We start from the raw sequence: 17,465 nt of genomic DNA on the forward strand, positions 1-17,465 counted from the left end.
ATCAAACTTCTTTTTACTTTATGATTTAGGTCATAAAACAAATAACCAATTGGCATGTAACTTTGTAATAAAATAAATTAGGCATGGCAACAACAGAACAATTATTCGTAAACAACACAACTTTTAAGTTTTCTAAATTTAATTTTATAAGTGTTATAAATAGTAAAATCGCACAAGAAGAAAGCAACGCTTTTGTAATTTCAATAGTTTTATTAATGGCTAGTAGTATGATTGCTTCTTTTTCTGCAGCATTGGCTGTTCATGGAGAAGTAAATTTATTTGCTTTGGTAATTACTTGTATTTCTGCTATGGGCGCAAATGCTGTAGCTATAAGTCAGCGTTCTTTAAAAACAGTAGTTTGGTCATTCTTTTTTGCTGTTTTAGCAAATATAGCGCTGATAATTTATCAGCTTATACTTTAGGTTTCGCGTCAAACATTCTAAAAAAGAGCATCGATGCAATATTCCTTGCTCTTTCTTTTGCTTCGTTTGCTTTGGTTCCTACAAAAAGAGCATCTAAAGTTTCGAACCACAATTGTAACCATCTACCAAAATGCTCTTGAGAAATAGTATGATTAAAATTACGATCTAAATCCTTATGTGCTTTCATCGGATTTCCTTTAAATTTCCTAACAAAAAAAAGGTTTGTTTCCCAAAAATCAGTTAACTTTTGCAAGTGAGGCTCCCATTTTTCTTGGGGAATTGACTCTAAAAAAATAGGTCCTATAAAATCATCTTTTTTAATTTTATTGTAAAAAGTTGATACCAATAAATACACATCTTCTCTATTTTCTATTTCTTTTTTATCCATCTAAAAAACATTTTTATTCACAGCAAAAGTATATCTTTATACACTTGCAATTTATGACTTAAATCATAATGATACCAGAAGAACTTTTACGCAATTTTAACGCACATTATAAAGACTATAAAAAAGGAGAGGTTATTTTTACTGAGAATAACACAGCCTTTAATTATTATCAAATTAGTAGTGGCATTGTAAAAATGAACAATTATAATGATGCCGGAAAAGAATTTATTCAAGGTGTTTTTTATAAAGGCCAAAGTTTTGGTGAACCACCTTTATTTATTGATGTAAAATATCCTGCTAGTGCAGAAGCTATTTCCGAAAGTAAAATATTAGTTATTTCTAAAGAACAATTATTTAAATTACTGCAAGAAAACCCTTTAATTCACTTAAAGATAACGCAAAGCTTAGCTAAAAGATTGTATTACAAAGCAATTATAGCATCAGAAATTTCTAGTCAAGAACCTGCACATAGAGTACTTCGTTTTATAGATTATTTAAAAGATGATGTTTATAAAACAACAGGTGATTTTACTTTTAAAGTTGACTATACACGCCAACAAATAGCAGATATTTTAGGTTTGCGAGTAGAAACTGTAATTCGAGTAATTAAATCATTAGAGAAGGATAAACAACTTAAAATAGTAAAACGAAAAGTTTATCGTTAAAATTCCTCTAGCAATAGCCGTAAATAAAATAAGTATTCTCTATTTTTGTAGCTTACAACACAACACAACATGAACTTAACACAATTAAATGCCATCTCTCCTATTGATGGTAGATACCGTAATAAAGTTGCCAATTTAGCCAACTATTTTTCTGAAGAAGCTTTAATAAAATATCGAGTAAAAGTAGAAATAGAGTATTTTATTGCTTTATGTGAAATTCCTTTACCACAATTAGCTGACTTTAATAATGAGTTATATGCTGATTTGCGTAAGATATATGAAGATTTCTCTACCGAAGATGCTTTAAAAATAAAAGATATTGAAGCGGTTACAAATCATGATGTAAAAGCGGTTGAATATTTTATTAAAGAAAAATTTGATGCTTTAGATTTACAGAAATACAAAGAATTTATCCACTTTGGATTAACCTCTCAGGATATTAATAACACTGCTATTCCGTTATCCATTAAAGATGCAATGGAAGAAGTGTATTATCCTGCTTTAGATGGTTTAGTATCTAAATTAGCAGATTTAGCCGAAGAATGGGATCATATCCCTATGCTAGCACGTACACATGGGCAACCGGCTTCTCCTACTCGTTTAGGAAAAGAGTTTTTTGTTTTTGTAGAGCGTATTAACAACCAAGCAATACACATACAACATACACCTCATGCCGCTAAATTTGGTGGAGCTACAGGTAATTTTAATGCACACAAAGTTGCATATAAAGATATCGACTGGAAAAACTTTGGAACCCATTTTGTGGAAGATATTTTAGGTTTGCATCATTCTTTTCCAACAACTCAAATAGAGCATTATGATCATATGGCTGCTTTATATGATGGTTTAAAACGTGTAAATACTATTTTAATTGATTTAGATCGTGATATTTGGACATACGTTTCTAACGATTATTTTAAACAAAAAATAAAAGAAGGCGAAGTTGGTTCATCAGCAATGCCACACAAAGTAAATCCGATTGATTTTGAAAATTCTGAAGGAAACTTAGGAATTGCAAATGCTATTTTCGAACATTTATCAGCAAAACTTCCAATATCTAGATTACAACGAGATTTAACAGACAGTACGGTTTTACGTAACGTAGGTGTTCCTTTTGGTCATACATTAATTGCCTTTGGTGCTACTTTAAAAGGATTGAATAAATTATTATTAAATGAAGCTAAGTTTGCTGAAGATTTAGAAAATAATTGGGCTGTTGTAGCCGAAGCTATTCAAACAATATTACGTCGTGAAGCATATCCAAATCCTTATGAAGCTTTAAAAGGATTAACACGTACCAACGAAAAAATAAACAAACAATCAATTGCTAATTTTATTGATACTTTAGAAGTTTCTGTTGAAATTAAAGAAGAATTAAAAGCAATTACACCTGCTAATTACACCGGAATTTAATGAAGTATTTACTTAGTTTTTTAGTCACTTTTTTAGTGTTTTCTTGTACTCCTGAAAAAGAAGGAAATTCATTGCGTTTTAAAAAAGGAGTTTTTGAAATTAAGGCTACAGATGATTTTGTTAAAGAAACTATTATTAGAAAAGATAGTATCCAAATTAGCAAATATGGCAATGAAATAGATACTCTTTCTATAAAATGGAAGAATAACTTTTTTTATACGTTGCGTTACATCAATCCAAAAAATGATTTACAAAAAGATCCAATGTTTGTTCAAATCAATAAAGTAAGAGAAAACTCTTACGATTTTACTGTAAAAATTGGTTATTCAAATTACAAACAAAAAGGAACCATATATATAAAATAAAAAAAATGGAAATATTCTTACAACCAGACACTTGGATTGCATTATTAACCTTAACTTTTTTAGAAATTGTTTTAGGTATCGATAATATTATATTTATTTCTATAGCATCTAATAAGCTACCTGAAAGCAAACGAAAGAAAGCAACTAATATAGGGCTGATATTAGCTATGGTTTTACGAATTATATTGTTATTTGGTATTTCTTATTTAATAGCAATGAAAGCACCTTTTTTCCATATAGATTTATCATGGTTTAAAGCTGGTATTACTGGGCAAAGCTTAATTTTATTTATAGGTGGACTTTTTCTATTATACAAAAGTACACAAGAAATACATCATAAAGTTGAAGGTCATGAAGAAGATGATTTAGATGGTAAGCCCAAAAAAGGCTATACTATGAAACAAGCTATCTTACAAATAACTTTAATAAATATAGTTTTCTCTTTCGATTCTATTTTAACAGCAGTCGGAATGACAAATGGTGTTGAAGGAGCAATGCTTATTATGATTGTTTCAGTTATATTATCGATGTTAATTATGATGTTGTTTGCAAATCCTGTTGGTAAATTTGTAAATCAACATCCAACAATACAAATGTTAGGTTTAGCCTTTTTAATTTTAATAGCTTTTATGCTAATTGCAGAAGGAGCACATTTATCACACGCCGAAATTTTCGGCCAAACGGTAGGTATTATTCCTAAAGGATATTTGTATTTTGCTATTGCTTTTTCTTTAGGTGTAGAAATGCTTAACATGCGAATAAGAGGCGGGAAAAAGAAGTCTTAACAAAAAATTAAGAATTTAAGTAGATAGCTGATAGTATTAATACTATCAGCTATCTATTTTTTTTATACATTTGCGTCGAATGTTTAAATTTAGAACATACATATCTACTATTTTCTTGTTTGCCCTGTTATTACCATCAGCAATACAAGTCCTTCATGCTTTTGAAGAGCATGAGCACATAGCCTGTACTTCTAATATTAATCAACATTTACATGAGTTAGATAAAGATTGTGGTGAATTACATTTACAATTAAAGGTTTTTTATTATGAATTGTACAGTCCAAGTACTTTATTAAACAATAAAGCTTTTGCTAAAAATACGCTTCATAAACCACAGCAATTAAAAACTTATTACTTCTCTAATAAATCATCTAGAGGGCCTCCTATTGTAATAATTTAATTAAAATTATACATAATTATAAAATTACAATTAAACTCTTAGATGAATCTTAAAAGTATTATTTTAATACTTTTACTAAGCTGTTATGTTTCTTTAGTAAACGGTCAAAATTGTAGTTATACATTTTCTGGTATTGTAGAAGATTTTCATGATAAATCTGCGATTGTAAACGCTACAATTTATATTAAAAACCAAAATAAGTATACTACAAGTAATTTAGACGGAGAGTTTACTATCGATAATGTATGTGCTGGTAAAATTATTGTCGAAATTTCTCATGTATCTTGTGATAAACAAATCTTAGAATTAAATGTTTCAAAAAACATTTATAAAATTATAGATTTAGAGCATCACATAGAAGAATTAAATGAAGTTAATGTTAGGAGTACAACTGGTTTAAAAACCAAAACAGCTCAAGAAACGTTATTAAAAACTAAAACTCTAGATAACTATAGCGCAGCATCATTAGGCGATGCTATTAAAAACATCTCGGGTGTTTCTTCTATAAATACAGGTAGTACTATTGTAAAACCAATTATTAATGGCTTACATAGTAGTAGAGTATTAACTTCTTTTAATGGTGTTCGATTACAAGATCAAGAATGGGGAATAGAACATGCTCCAAATATTGATATAAACGCAGCTGGAAGTGTTTCTGTAATTAAAGGAGCAAATGCTTTACAATATGGTGGTGATGCTATTGGCGGGGTTATTATTGTTAATCCTTCAACTGTAATAACTAAAGACACCTTGTTTGGTAAAACAATTACATCACAACAGAGTAATGGTAGACTATTTTCTGTTTCATCAAGCTTAAATAAAAGTTACAACAGCGGTTGGTTTATTAATGGACAGGCTTCTTATAAAAGAGCTGGTGATTTTGAATCACCTAGTTATAACCTTACCAATACTGGTTTAAATTCTAGGGCTTTTACTATTCGTAGTGGGTTTAAAAAATTTAATAAAGGGTTTGAGCTTTTTTATAGCAATACATCTAATGAAACAGGCATTTTAAGAGCATCGCACATAGGTAATATTTCAGATTTAGTAAGAGCTATAAATAGTAATTTACCACTTGTTATAGATGAGTACAGCTATGCTATTAATAATCCAAAACAAGATGTTACACATCAACTATTTAAGGCTAAGTTTTATAAGCGATTAAAGGGTATTGGTAAATTATCTTTTCAATACGACTATCAACAAAACAAAAGATTAGAGTTTGATGTTAGAAGGGGAGATAAAAAATTTGTTGCAGCAACAAATTTATTGCTAAGAACACATTCTTTTAAAAGCGATTTAGACATAGATGCTAATAAAGAAAATACTTATAAATTTGGTTTAAGCGGTGCTTATCAAAATAATTTTTCAGATCCAAAATCAGGAGTTAAGAGAATTATACCCGATTATAATAAGTTTAACCTAAACGGATATGCTATTACTAGCTTTAAATTTGACGATATTTATTTAAATGCTGGAATTAGATATGATTTTGAACAAGTTAACGCAAAGAAATTTTACGATAAATCAAGATGGAATTCTTTAAACTACCAACAAGAATTTGGTAGTCTTATTATTGAAGATTCGTCTACACAGTATTTAGTAAACCCAGTTTTTACTTATCATAATATTTCTGCTTCATTAGGCGGTTCTTATAGTCTTAACGATAATAGCACATTATTGGCTAGTTATGGTTTATCTAACAGAGCGCCAAATGTTTCTGAATTATTTAGTGACGGTTTGCATCATTCTGCTGCAAGAATAGAAATTGGTGATTTACGAATGCAAGCTGAAACATCTAATAGATTTTCTACAACGTATAAATTTAATAACAACAAATTTGATATCGTTTTAGAAGGATTTTATAATTATGTAACCGATTTTATTTACATAGAACCTACAGGAGTAGAAACTACTTTAAGAGGTGCATTTCCTGTTTGGTCATACAAGCAAACAAATGCCCATTTATTTGGTTTAGATTCTAATGTTAGCTATAATGTAAACACAAATTTTAGTATTACCAATAAGATGTCGCTCATTAAAGGACGTGACTTAACAAACAAAAGAGCTTTAATAGATATACCTCCTTTTAAAACCACAACAACTTTATTTTTTAAGAAAGAGAATTGGAAAAATTTTTATGCCTCTTTAGAAAGTGAGTTTAATGCGGAACAAAACGAGTATCCTAATAACAATTTCATGGCTTTTATTCCAGATACAAACACCAATGAACTTGTAGATATTAGCACTCCACCAAAGGCTTATCATTTATTAAATTTCTCTTCTGGATTCGAATTAAACATGTCTAAAACAAAAATTAATCTTAGTTTTTCAATAGATAATGTTTTAAATCAATCATACAGAAATTACTTAAACAGGTTGCGTTTATATGCAGATGATTTAGGGAGAAACTTTCAAATTCAAATTCAAATTAATTATTAAAAATTAAAAACATGAAAAATTTCAAAATTATAGCATTATTATTTATTTCTTCAATTATATCAATATCTTGTTCTGATGACAATCCAGAGATTATAAATGGTGAAGAAGTAATTACAACAATTAAAGTCGTGTTAACTCCAAAATCAGGAACAACTGTTACTTTAGAAAGTAAGGATTTAGATGGTGACGGACCAAATGCACCTGTGATAACAGGAGGAACATTAGCAGCAAATACTTCTTATAGCGCCGTTATTACTTTATTAAACGAAACAGAAAGCCCTGCTGAAGATATTACTTTAGAGGTTGCAGAAGAAGCTGATGAACACCAGTTTTTTTACAATGCTACTAATTTAAACTCGACTTTTAGTTATGCCGGTGAAAATGATTCTAACGGAAACCCTGTAGGAATTAACTTTACAGTATTAAGTGGTGATGCAGCTTCAGGTAGTTTTACTTTTACATTAAGACACGAACCTAGTAAATCTGCTGAAGATGTTGCTTCTGGTGATATTACAAATGCAGGAGGAGAAACAGATATTGAAGTAACAATACCTGTTACAGTTGAATAAACTTAAATAAAATCTCTAAAAAAACCTCAAACTATTAAATAGTTTTGGGTTTTTTATTAACTAAAAATCTCCCTAATATAAATATTAAGGAGACACATATATAAACAAACTTCAACCTAACAATTTTTACCTCTAATTTTGTTTATTTAATCAATTCAGGAAACCTCTTTTTAAATCTGTTTAACCTTGGTACAGATATATTTTGAATATATGGGTGTCGAGGGTGTAATTTTTCGAAATTTTGATGATATGCTTCCGCTACATAAAACGCATCTATTTTTTTAACCTCTGTTACTATTTTTCCATTATAAACTTCGCTATTTAGTTTATCAATTTTTTTATTGATAATTTCCTTTTCAGCAGCATCAGCATAAAAAGCTATAGATCTATATTGAGAACCATAATCTGGATATTGTCCATTTTTTGTAGTAGGATTATGTGAGCCAAAATAAACATCAACCAATGTTTTAAAACTTATTTTCTTAGGATTATAATATACAGCAACTGCTTCTGCATGACCTGTTCTGCCGGTATTACTACTTTCATACGTCGGGTTTTTAGTAAAACCTCCTGCATAGCCAGAAACAACATCCTCTACTCCTCTTACACTTTCAAAAATTGCTTCTACACACCAAAAACAACCGCTTGCAAAATAAGCTACTTTGGTAGTATTTACGGTTTTTGTATTTAAATCAAACTTATTGGTAGTAAAATTAGTAAAAATAAACAATGATAAAAGTGCAATAACTAAAGCTGTACGATTTGTAAATTTCATGATTTTCATCTCTTATATGCAGTTGGTCGGATAAAAAAACAACTTTTTACAATTGTTTACAACTTTAGGTTTTCATTAAGAAAATAGTTTGTGAATTGTAAGCTGTTTTTCTATTTTTGTTAGCATAAAAAGTAAAGATTAATGGAGCATTTTATAGTATCGGCACGTAAATATCGTCCTCAAGTTTTTGAAGACGTAGTTGGGCAACAAGCCATAACAAATACGTTAGAAAATGCTATAAAAAATGACCATTTAGCACAAGCACTACTTTTTACTGGACCTCGTGGAGTTGGTAAAACATCGTGCGCACGTATATTGGCTAAACGTATTAACCAAGAAGATGCGACTACTGATGATGAAGATTTTGCTTTTAATATTTTCGAATTAGATGCGGCTTCAAATAACTCAGTTGATGATATTCGTAATTTAACCGATCAAGTCCGTATTCCGCCACAAACAGGAAAGTATAAAGTATATATTATTGATGAAGTTCACATGCTTTCTCAAGCTGCCTTTAATGCTTTTTTAAAGACTTTAGAAGAGCCACCGGCACATGCTATTTTTATTTTAGCAACTACCGAAAAACATAAAATTATACCCACGATATTATCTCGTTGTCAGATTTTTGATTTTAAGCGTATTGGTGTTTTAGATGCAAAAGAGTATTTAAAAACAATTTGTGTTAAAGAAAATATTACTGCAGATGATGATGCTTTGCATGTAATTGCTCAAAAAGCAGACGGAGCAATGCGAGATGCTTTATCTATTTTCGATAGAGTTGTTAGTTTCTCGGGAAGTAATTTAACTCGTGAAGCAGTTACTCAAAACTTAAATGTATTAGATTATGATGTGTATTTTAACATCACTGATTTATTATTAGAAAATAAAATTCCGCAAGTCTTAATGGCTTTTAACCAAGTTTTAGGTAAAGGCTTTGAAGGACATCATTTTATAAACGGATTAGCATCTCACTTTAGAGATTTATTAGTTGCTAAAGATGTTGCTACTATACCTTTATTAGAAGTTGGCGATACTACTAAAAAGAAATATTTAGAGCAAGCTAAAAAAGCGAATATGCAGTTCTTAATGCCAGCTATTGACAAAGCTAACGATTGCGATTTAAAATATAGAGCTAGTAAAAACCAACGACTGCTGGTAGAATTAACTTTAATGCAAATAGCCTCTATCAATTTTGATGGAGCAAAAAAAAAATCTAACAACTACATAATACCGGCTACCTTTTTTACTTCTTTATCACCTGTTGTGAAGAAAACCAAAGTAGCACCAACGGCTAAAGTTCTTAATAAAGTTGAAGTAGAAAAAGTTGTTGTTAAAGCAACAGCTCAACTACCAAAAAAACCTATTTTAAAGAATATTAAGCGTAGGGCTTCAGCTTTATCTTTAAAAAGTATTCATCAGAAAAAGGAAATTAAAGTTGTTTCAGATGATGATGAAAGCTATGAAAACCATCCAAGAACACCTTTTACTCATGAAGAGTTAAAAGATGCTTGGAAAAAATATTATTTCAAACTACAAGAGCTTGGTGAACGCAGTATCGCTGCTATATTAGCTTCTGGTGAGCCGCAATTAGGAAAACCTTTTACAATTATATTTTCTTTACCTAACGACTTAATGAAAACCCAATTAGAACGTGGTAAATCTAAACTAACACGGTTTTTACGTGAAAAATTAAATAATTACGGTATTCAAATAGATGTTATCGTCAATGAAACTGTTGAGAAAAAATTCGCTTACACTCCTCAAGAAAAATATGAGAAGTTAAAAGAAAAAAATCCGTTTATAGAAAAACTAAAGACCACCTTTGGGTTAGATCTTTAAGTCTTTACCTATATAAACTAGTTTCCAATCTTCTATTACCGTTACATTTTTCTCAAATTCAGCAATTAATAAAATTTCGTTGCTATTGTTTTTAACAAAAACCGGTATTGATTTTACCTCTGAGTAAATTTCAGTAATCTTCTCCTTATATTCCTCTATAGAATTAATTTGTGTTTCATGAATTTCAGGAAACTCTCTTACCGCTTCCATTAAACTTAAATAATCATCTTTAATAGTAAATAACTGATCTTTATCCTCATATTCATTTGTAAGCACTTCTTGAGAACTTACTAAACGATAAGCACCTTGCTCTCCAAAAATTGGTGAAAAATTAGATATTGCATATTTATTTATAGAATCACTACCTGTTATAGCTAATAAATATCCAACATCATTTAACTCTATATTATTACTTAATGCATCATCATAAACATTAACTTCAAAAGATTCTAAGCCTTGTTTTTTAGCTTTATCTATATTGTCCTTATTAGAGTCAATCAAAACAACCCTTCTATTATTATTCTTTAAATAAACACCTATAAGGCGTGCTAAATCTGATGCTCCTATAATTATAATTGCATTAGATCGCTTTAAGAAAACACCTATTACTTTCGCAAATAATCTTGCCGTAGTTGCATTTAATAATACGGTTCCTAAAACAACCATAAAAACAAGTGGCGTTATGTATTCGGCTCCTTCAACACCTAATTTAATCAATTTACTACCAAATAAAGAAGCGATTCCTGCTGCAACAATACCTCTTGGACCAACCCAACTTATAAAAAGTTTCTCGTTGGTTTTTAAATTCGATTTATAAGTACTTATAAATACAGCTAATGGTCTTATAACGAAAACTATTAATGTAAAAAGAAGGGCTGTTTCCCATCTATATAATAACATTAACTCTTTAATGTCCATATTAGCAGCTAAAAGAATAAATAGCATTGAAATTAATAAAACACTTAATGATTCTTTAAAGTATAGTATATCTTTTAAGTTTTTTAATTTACTATTACCTAAAACCATACCCATAACTACAACAGCTAAAAGACCTGATTCATGAGCAAACAACTCAGATAATACAAATACTAAAAGAACTGTTGATAAAGAAACTACATTTAATAAGTAATGTGGTACCCATTTTTTGTTGAAAATAAATATTAAGGCATGTGCAAAGGTAAATCCGAAGGTAGAACCAAATAAAATAATCTTTAAAAACTCTAACAAAGCTGTTTGTGTAAAGCCTGCTCCACCACCAACACTTATAAACTCAAAAACCAATACAGCTACTAAAGCTCCAATTGGGTCTATTAAAATCCCTTCCCATTTTAAAACTGCTGATACGTCTTTTTTTAACGGTATATTTCTTAAAATAGGCGTAATTACAGTCGGGCCTGTTACAATTATTAATCCTGAAAACAGAAAAGATAGTTCCCAACTCAAGTTAAAAAGATAATGCGCTATAATACCCGCTCCGAAAAAAGTGATACTAGATCCTAATGTTATTAACTTGGTAATTACGGGACCAATATTTTTAATTTCATCTCTACGAAGCGTTAAACCTCCTTCAAAAAGAATAATACTTATGGCTAAAGAAACAAAGTAATACAGTGCTTCGCCTGGAAAAAGTCCTTTTGTACCATTCCAAATAGGCTCAATCCACTTACTTCCATCTTCATTAAAAAATTCGGCAGCAATTGGCCCTACAAATAGCCCTATTAATATTAAAGGTAATATAGCCGGAATTTTAAATTTCCAAGCAAACCATTGCGCTAAAATCCCTAGTATTACAATTCCTGCTAATTCTATCATCTAATATTCTGTTTTGTGTAAAAGTAATATTTTTTAAACAACAAGAAAATTATATCTTCGAGCGTTTTAAATTTTTATACTTTGATAAAAAATATACTTATTGGTATTGCTTTCTCTCCAAATTTAAAAGCAAACTTATTTGAAACAATTCGTTTATCAAATATGTTTAATGCTCAGTTAATTGGAGTTCATGTTGGTCAAAAAACTAACGAAAAAGAAAAGCAATTGCATGAATTATTAAAAGATGCTCCTGAATTAAAATTTCCATTAAAAGTAATTTGGCAAGAAGGTAAACCTGTTGATGTTATTTTAGAAATAACAAAACAAGAGTGTGTTAACTTATTAATATTGGGGGCACTACAAAAAGAAAAACTCTATAAATATTATGTAGGTTCTATTGCGAGAAAATTAACTCGTAAAGCACCTTGCTCGGTATTATTACTAATAAAACCATCAACAGAGAGAGTTCCTTGTAAACACATTGTTGTTAGTGGCTTACAAGATGAAAAAACAGAAGAAACAATTAAAGCTGCTTTTAATTTATCTAAAAACTTAGACTGCAAAAGAGTAACTATTGTTGAAGAAATTAGTCAGGCTGAGTTAAATGTAAAAGTAAATGATGATGTTTCGCTGCGTAAAGCAACTGACTTAAAAGAACAAATACAAAAAAGCGAAGATGCACGTGTTAATAAAATGCTACAATGCATCGACACGAGTGACATAACTGTAAAAACGCAAAGCATTTTTGGTCGTAGAGGATATTCTATTGGTCATTATGCAAAAGTAAAAAGAGCCGATGTACTAGTTATGAGCGCTCCTAAAAAAACAGGGGTTCTAGACAGAGTTTTTCCGCATGATTTAGAATATATTTTATCAGAATTACCAACCGATGTTTTAATTGTTAAGTAAAAAGTAGATGAGAAAAGGTTTTAAAACATTTTTAAGTGAAGTGCCGCAAAATATATTTGCTGGTTTTGTAGTATCATTAATTGCCTTGCCATTAGGCTTTGGATTAGCGCTAGCTTCTGGTGCACCACCAATTTCTGGTGCTATTGCTGCAATTGTAGGTGGCGTTGTTGTTGCGATTTTAGGAGGTGCAAATGTAACTATTACTGGGCCTGGTAATGGTTTAGTAGTTGTCGTATTAGGTGCTATAACCACATTAGGTGCTGGCGATATGCAACAAGGTTATCTATATACCTTGGCTGCCATTGTTATTTCGGGTATAATTATGGTAATTCTTGGATTTCTTAGAATGGGATCACTGGGTGACTTCTTCCCTTCTTCAGCAATTCAAGGAATGTTAGCTGCTATTGGTATTGGTATTTTTGCCAAACAAATACATGTAATGCTTGGTAATTTAGATGCAAAAGGAAGTATTGTAGACTTACTGATACAAATGCCAAAAGGAATCATAAACTTAATTCAGACTGACAGTACTAGTGTTTTTTACGCCGGATCTGTAGGGGTTATTAGTTTACTAATTATGATTTTTTATAGTAAAATACGTAATAAATATTTTCAGTTAATTCCGGCTCCAATGTGGATTGTTGTTTTAAGTGTTGGTATGTATTATTACTATGATTTGGTATCATCATCTGCATATCCGATAGATAAAAGTCTCTTAATTAATTTACCTGAAGATGTTTTATCTAATTTTGCTTTTCCTGACTTTAGCAAAGCGTATAGTTTCGAATTTATAAACGCAGTAATTGCAATTACTTTAATTGCTAGTATAGAAAGTTTATTAAGTATTAAAGCTGTTGATAAATTAGACACTTTAAAACGACGTTCTAACGTAAACAAAGACATCCGTGCCTTAGGATTGGCTACTGTAATTAGTGGTTTTTTAGGAGGGTTAAATGTTGTTACAGTAATAGCTCGTAGCTCGGTAAACGTAAATAATAAAGGAAGCAATCGTTCTGCTAACTTTTTTCACGCAGCCTTTTTGATTATTTTTATTTTACTTTTTGCTACAGAATTACGTAAAATCCCTTTACCTGCATTAGCTGCTATTTTAGTGTATACTGGTTATAAACTAGCTTCACCAGAAAACATTAAAAAAGTATTTAAAATAGGTAAAGAACAATTAATTATATTTTTAGTAACCTTATTAACTACTATCACAACAAGTTTAATTACGGGTATTTTAGCAGGTATCTTTATAACATTTGTTATTCATGTTATCATTAATAAAAACCTAATGTTTTTCATTAAAAACGTATTAAAACCAAATGTTTTAATGTTTAAGGAAGATGACAAATACTATGTTTCTGTCGAGAATTTTTCTAGTTTTTTAAATTTCACAAAACTAAAAGCTAAACTAGATCAAATACCAGAAAATGAAGATGCTATTATCGATTTTTCTTTGTGTGACTTTATAGATCATTCTGTTATGGAGAATCTTAATAATTATGCTGAAAGCTTTAACAGAAAAGGCGGGCATTTTGAGGTAATTGGTTTAGATGGATATAAAACAGGAAGTGAACACCCGTTTGCTTTACGTAAAAATAATCCTATTCAAGTGGAAGAAAACACCAAGTCTAATACTTTAACAAAAAGACAAAAATCTTTACAAAATATTTGCACAGAACTAGGCTGGAAATACGAAGCCACTCCTGAAGAAGAAGTTACTAAAATTCCGCATTTTGGGTACTTTAAAACCCGAAAAATAAGTAAAGTATCAAATATATTATCAAATGAAAACTGTTCTTTATTTGATGTTGAATTCTCTGAAGGTGAACTTATTGCCAAACAAGTAATTAAGGTAACCATGATGTATATTGATATTGAAAAATACACACCTGAATTTACGTTAGATAAAGAAGGTATTTTCGAATATATATACCATTTTGCAGGTTTTAAAGATATTAACATCGCTAATCACCCTGATTTTTCTAAACGATTTTATCTCTCTGGAAAGAATGCTACTGAAATAAAGAAGTTTTTTACAGATGAACTTGTACTGTTTTTTGAAAGCAATAAATACTATCACATTGAAGGAAATAAAAAAGGCTTATTAATTATTGGTAGAGAACGATTGGCTGGAATTAAAGAAATTAAGACACTGGCTGATTTTGGAGTTCGATTGAAAAAAACGGTTTGTGATAAAAAAATAGCACTTTCTATATATTAATAAAATTCCTAGCCCCGATTGCAGCAATTGTTTGAGCTCCTCGCAGAGAGCGAGTGCGTAAAGCGGGAAATAGCTTATGATAATTAATTTATAATATTTCTAAAAATCGGGTTTTCTCGTTTCCTAAATTATCAATCACAATAATTTTGTGATTACCACTTTTCGGAGTTATCGCTTGTTCGTGATATTGAGAAGTTTCACCTATAAAAACATCGTTTAAATACCAATACAAAACAGCATCTGCATTGGCATGAGTAACTTTTAATATTACAGGATTTACTTTATTATTTAATCCTTTGGTTAACGATATTTTAGATCGATATTTTGTTGGAAATACAAAATCCATGGTATTATTTTGTTCCTTATTACAATCATTTCGATAGTTTGGTAATACACTATAACTTGCGTTTTTTTGTTGGTAATAATGTGCCATTAAAGGAGGCAATACAAACCATGTTTTCGTTTTCATATTTGTAATCGACTCACAATTAGAATTCACCTGAAATTTTTCAGATGCATCCAAAGTAATTTGTTGGTGATACGGACACGGCCTTGCTCTCACTCCGTTTTTGGGTATTCTTTTTTTAACAGATTTACAAATAGGCAATGCCAAATAGCCGCTTTTTTCACAAATACTTTCTTCTACCAAAGCCTCATAAGGCTCTAAAAACCAATCTGATTTTGGTAACACATCAAATACATTAAACATCAAGGGTGCCGCACTACCAACACCTGTTAAATCGGGTCTTCCTTCTCCGTCTGAATTGCCTATCCAAACTCCAACGACATATTTAGGAGTCGCACCAATTGCCCAAGCATCTTTATTACCAAAACTCGTACCTGTTTTCCATCCTATTTTTTGCGACGAATCAAAATATTTCCAAGCCTGATCTGTAAATGGCCTGTTAACTTCAGTTAGCGTGTTTAAGGTTGTAAAAGCTACTCCAGCATCTATATGAGTTTCATTTTCTTGAACGTTTCCAAAAGTTATTTTATCAGATTGTATATAACTAGGTTCTGTAAATTCATTCGAATAATACTTATGTTTTGTTTCTTCATAATGATTTATAACTCCGGCATAACTTGCAAAAGTTTTACATAAATCCCACAAGCTAGCTTCTGCACCACCTAAAATTAATGACAATCCATAGTAATCGGCTGATTTATTAATATCTCGAATCGAATATTCTTTTAAATCTGCTCTAAATTTCTCTAATCCGTATGATTGTAACATTCGAACCGCAGGAATATTTAACGATCGTGTTAAAGCCTGATTAGTCGGCACAGCTCCATCAAAAGTTAAATCGAAATTTTTAGGTGTGTATCCTGCTATTTCGGTAGGTACATCTGCCACTAATTGTGTTGGTAAAATTGCTCCCGTTTGTAACATTTGTGCATATAAAAATGGCTTTAAAGTACTTCCTGTACTTCTTGCAGAAACCACGTTATTTACATCTTTTTGATGCGCTTTATCTGTTGGTGAATTTCCTACATAGCTTAGTACTTTTCTGGTTTTAACATCTAAAACTAAAACCGCCATGTTAAAAACTTCGTTTTGTTTTTGACGTAAATAATGTTGTTTTACTAAGTTATTTACTTGTGTTTGTAAATGAATATCAATAGAACTTTGTAGGTGTTTTCCTTCGTGTTTATTTGCTACTTCTTGTACAAAATGTGTTGCTAAAGTTGGTAAAGCATATGGTTTTTGTGGGAGTTCTTCTAATAATGATAGCTCAAAAGTAATTTTATCAATAATGGTTTCTTGATATAATTTTTTAAGTAATCGGTTACGCTTTTCTTTTAGTTTTTGTTGATTTTTACCCGGGTAAATTAACGAAGGAGCGTTTGGTAAAACTGCTAAGGTTGCTGTTTCTGCCCATGATAATTGATGTGGTTGCAAACCGAAATACCGCCAAGATGCCATTTCTAAGCCTACCACATTACCACCAAAAGGAGCGTGAGAAGCATATAAGTTTAAAATTGATTTCTTTGATAATCGAAATTCTAATCGCGTTGCCAAAACCAATTCTATTATTTTCTCTTGATAAGAGCGTCCTTTATTTTTGCGTGATAATCGAATTACTTGTTGCGTAAGTGTACTTCCGCCACGAATCACCTTTTTAGCTTTTATGTTTTCTAGAAACGCTTTTCCTATGGATATTGGATTAAATCCGAAGTGTTTATAAAAGTGTGCATCTTCAAACTGTAAAATACATTGTTCGAATTTTGTTGGAACGGAATCTAATTCAGGAAAACGCCATTGCCCATCCTTAGCAATCACAGCACCTAACAACTCGTTATTTTTTGCAGTAACAACAGTAGCTGTTGGAGTTACAAATAGTTTTTCAGGCAAACAATAATAGTATGCAATCATTAAAAAAAATATAATGATTGCCTTTATTTTATGCTTTTTTAAGAAGTTTAAAACACTTTTCATTAACAATTTATCTATTT

At 30.4% G+C, this 17,465-nt stretch carries 15 protein-coding genes; 11 read left to right on the forward strand and 4 right to left on the reverse strand.

Annotated elements, in window-relative coordinates; all coding sequences use genetic code 11:
• The first annotated feature begins 83 nt into the window (after positions 1-83).
• Positions 84-422: a hypothetical protein gene (locus P2G10_RS06010; RefSeq protein ID WP_275315655.1), complete on the forward strand. Its 339-nt coding sequence runs from the start codon at positions 84-86 to the stop codon at positions 420-422.
• On the opposite strand, the gene P2G10_RS06015 is transcribed toward P2G10_RS06010, so the two are convergent.
• Entirely contained in the window at positions 412-810 is a 399-nt protein-coding gene (locus P2G10_RS06015; RefSeq protein WP_275315657.1) for a group III truncated hemoglobin, read from the reverse strand. The genes P2G10_RS06010 and P2G10_RS06015 overlap by 11 nt on opposite strands.
• A 68-nt stretch (positions 811-878) precedes the next feature.
• Between P2G10_RS06015 and P2G10_RS06020 the strand changes: the two genes are divergently transcribed.
• From P2G10_RS06020 to P2G10_RS06050, 7 genes are all read left to right on the forward strand, one after another.
• Positions 879-1,475, forward strand: coding sequence for a Crp/Fnr family transcriptional regulator (locus tag P2G10_RS06020; RefSeq protein ID WP_275315658.1), 597 nt, complete (start codon positions 879-881; stop codon positions 1,473-1,475).
• Positions 1,476-1,544: 69 nt separating this feature from the next.
• Positions 1,545-2,888: an adenylosuccinate lyase gene (purB, locus tag P2G10_RS06025; protein WP_275315659.1), complete on the forward strand. Its 1,344-nt coding sequence runs from the start codon at positions 1,545-1,547 to the stop codon at positions 2,886-2,888.
• Complete coding sequence (locus P2G10_RS06030) at positions 2,888-3,253, forward strand: hypothetical protein (RefSeq protein WP_218772443.1); 366 nt, start codon at positions 2,888-2,890, stop codon at positions 3,251-3,253. Before purB ends, P2G10_RS06030 begins: the two co-directional genes overlap by 1 nt.
• A gap of 5 nt (positions 3,254-3,258) precedes the next feature.
• On the forward strand, positions 3,259-4,038 hold the full coding sequence (locus P2G10_RS06035; protein WP_218772442.1) for a TerC family protein: 780 nt from the start codon (positions 3,259-3,261) through the stop codon (positions 4,036-4,038).
• Between the two features lie 79 nt (positions 4,039-4,117).
• On the forward strand, positions 4,118-4,438 hold the full coding sequence (locus P2G10_RS06040; RefSeq protein WP_275315661.1) for a hypothetical protein: 321 nt from the start codon (positions 4,118-4,120) through the stop codon (positions 4,436-4,438).
• Positions 4,439-4,480: 42 nt separating this feature from the next.
• Positions 4,481-6,880: a TonB-dependent receptor gene (locus tag P2G10_RS06045; RefSeq protein ID WP_275315662.1), complete on the forward strand. Its 2,400-nt coding sequence runs from the start codon at positions 4,481-4,483 to the stop codon at positions 6,878-6,880.
• An 11-nt stretch (positions 6,881-6,891) separates the two neighbouring features.
• Positions 6,892-7,449, forward strand: coding sequence for a type 1 periplasmic binding fold superfamily protein (locus P2G10_RS06050; protein ID WP_275315663.1), 558 nt, complete (start codon positions 6,892-6,894; stop codon positions 7,447-7,449).
• Between the two features lie 142 nt (positions 7,450-7,591).
• On the opposite strand, the gene msrA is transcribed toward P2G10_RS06050, so the two are convergent.
• Complete coding sequence (gene msrA / locus P2G10_RS06055) at positions 7,592-8,233, reverse strand: peptide-methionine (S)-S-oxide reductase MsrA (RefSeq protein WP_420833281.1); 642 nt, start codon at positions 8,231-8,233, stop codon at positions 7,592-7,594.
• Between the two features lie 132 nt (positions 8,234-8,365).
• Here msrA and dnaX point away from each other — a divergent pair, with 132 nt between their 5' ends.
• Complete coding sequence (dnaX, locus tag P2G10_RS06060; RefSeq protein ID WP_275315665.1) at positions 8,366-10,063, forward strand: DNA polymerase III subunit gamma/tau; 1,698 nt, start codon at positions 8,366-8,368, stop codon at positions 10,061-10,063.
• Here the strand turns inward: dnaX and P2G10_RS06065 are convergent.
• Positions 10,052-11,875: a cation:proton antiporter gene (locus P2G10_RS06065; protein ID WP_218772436.1), complete on the reverse strand. Its 1,824-nt coding sequence runs from the start codon at positions 11,873-11,875 to the stop codon at positions 10,052-10,054. The genes dnaX and P2G10_RS06065 overlap by 12 nt on opposite strands.
• An 81-nt stretch (positions 11,876-11,956) precedes the next feature.
• Between P2G10_RS06065 and P2G10_RS06070 the strand changes: the two genes are divergently transcribed.
• Both P2G10_RS06070 and P2G10_RS06075 read left to right on the forward strand, forming a co-directional pair.
• A complete protein-coding gene (locus tag P2G10_RS06070) occupies positions 11,957-12,784 on the forward strand; it encodes a universal stress protein (RefSeq protein WP_275315667.1) in 828 nt (275 codons plus the stop codon).
• Positions 12,785-12,791: 7 nt separating this feature from the next.
• On the forward strand, positions 12,792-15,011 hold the full coding sequence (locus P2G10_RS06075) for a SulP family inorganic anion transporter (RefSeq protein ID WP_275315668.1): 2,220 nt from the start codon (positions 12,792-12,794) through the stop codon (positions 15,009-15,011).
• Between the two features lie 88 nt (positions 15,012-15,099).
• On the opposite strand, the gene pbpC is transcribed toward P2G10_RS06075, so the two are convergent.
• On the reverse strand, positions 15,100-17,448 hold the full coding sequence (gene pbpC / locus P2G10_RS06080; RefSeq protein ID WP_275315670.1) for a penicillin-binding protein 1C: 2,349 nt from the start codon (positions 17,446-17,448) through the stop codon (positions 15,100-15,102).
• Positions 17,449-17,465 lie beyond the last annotated feature (17 nt).

Origin of the sequence: Tenacibaculum bernardetii, assembly GCF_029125915.1 — a bacterium.
Taxonomy (GTDB): Bacteria; Bacteroidota; Bacteroidia; order Flavobacteriales; family Flavobacteriaceae; genus Polaribacter; species Polaribacter bernardetii.

Coding starts and splice junctions, on each gene's coding strand:
- dnaX (WP_275315665.1), top strand. CDS start 8,366: ATGGAGCATTTTATAGTATCGGCACGTAAATATCGTCCTCAAGTTTTT.
- P2G10_RS06010 (WP_275315655.1), top strand. CDS start 84: ATGGCAACAACAGAACAATTATTCGTAAACAACACAACTTTTAAGTTT.
- P2G10_RS06075 (WP_275315668.1), top strand. CDS start 12,792: ATGAGAAAAGGTTTTAAAACATTTTTAAGTGAAGTGCCGCAAAATATA.
- purB (WP_275315659.1), top strand. CDS start 1,545: ATGAACTTAACACAATTAAATGCCATCTCTCCTATTGATGGTAGATAC.
- msrA (WP_420833281.1), bottom strand. CDS start 8,233: ATGAAAATCATGAAATTTACAAATCGTACAGCTTTAGTTATTGCACTT.
- P2G10_RS06015 (WP_275315657.1), bottom strand. CDS start 810: ATGGATAAAAAAGAAATAGAAAATAGAGAAGATGTGTATTTATTGGTA.
- P2G10_RS06040 (WP_275315661.1), top strand. CDS start 4,118: ATGTTTAAATTTAGAACATACATATCTACTATTTTCTTGTTTGCCCTG.
- P2G10_RS06035 (WP_218772442.1), top strand. CDS start 3,259: ATGGAAATATTCTTACAACCAGACACTTGGATTGCATTATTAACCTTA.
- pbpC (WP_275315670.1), bottom strand. CDS start 17,448: ATGAAAAGTGTTTTAAACTTCTTAAAAAAGCATAAAATAAAGGCAATC.
- P2G10_RS06020 (WP_275315658.1), top strand. CDS start 879: ATGATACCAGAAGAACTTTTACGCAATTTTAACGCACATTATAAAGAC.
- P2G10_RS06065 (WP_218772436.1), bottom strand. CDS start 11,875: ATGATAGAATTAGCAGGAATTGTAATACTAGGGATTTTAGCGCAATGG.
- P2G10_RS06030 (WP_218772443.1), top strand. CDS start 2,888: ATGAAGTATTTACTTAGTTTTTTAGTCACTTTTTTAGTGTTTTCTTGT.
- P2G10_RS06050 (WP_275315663.1), top strand. CDS start 6,892: ATGAAAAATTTCAAAATTATAGCATTATTATTTATTTCTTCAATTATA.
- P2G10_RS06045 (WP_275315662.1), top strand. CDS start 4,481: ATGAATCTTAAAAGTATTATTTTAATACTTTTACTAAGCTGTTATGTT.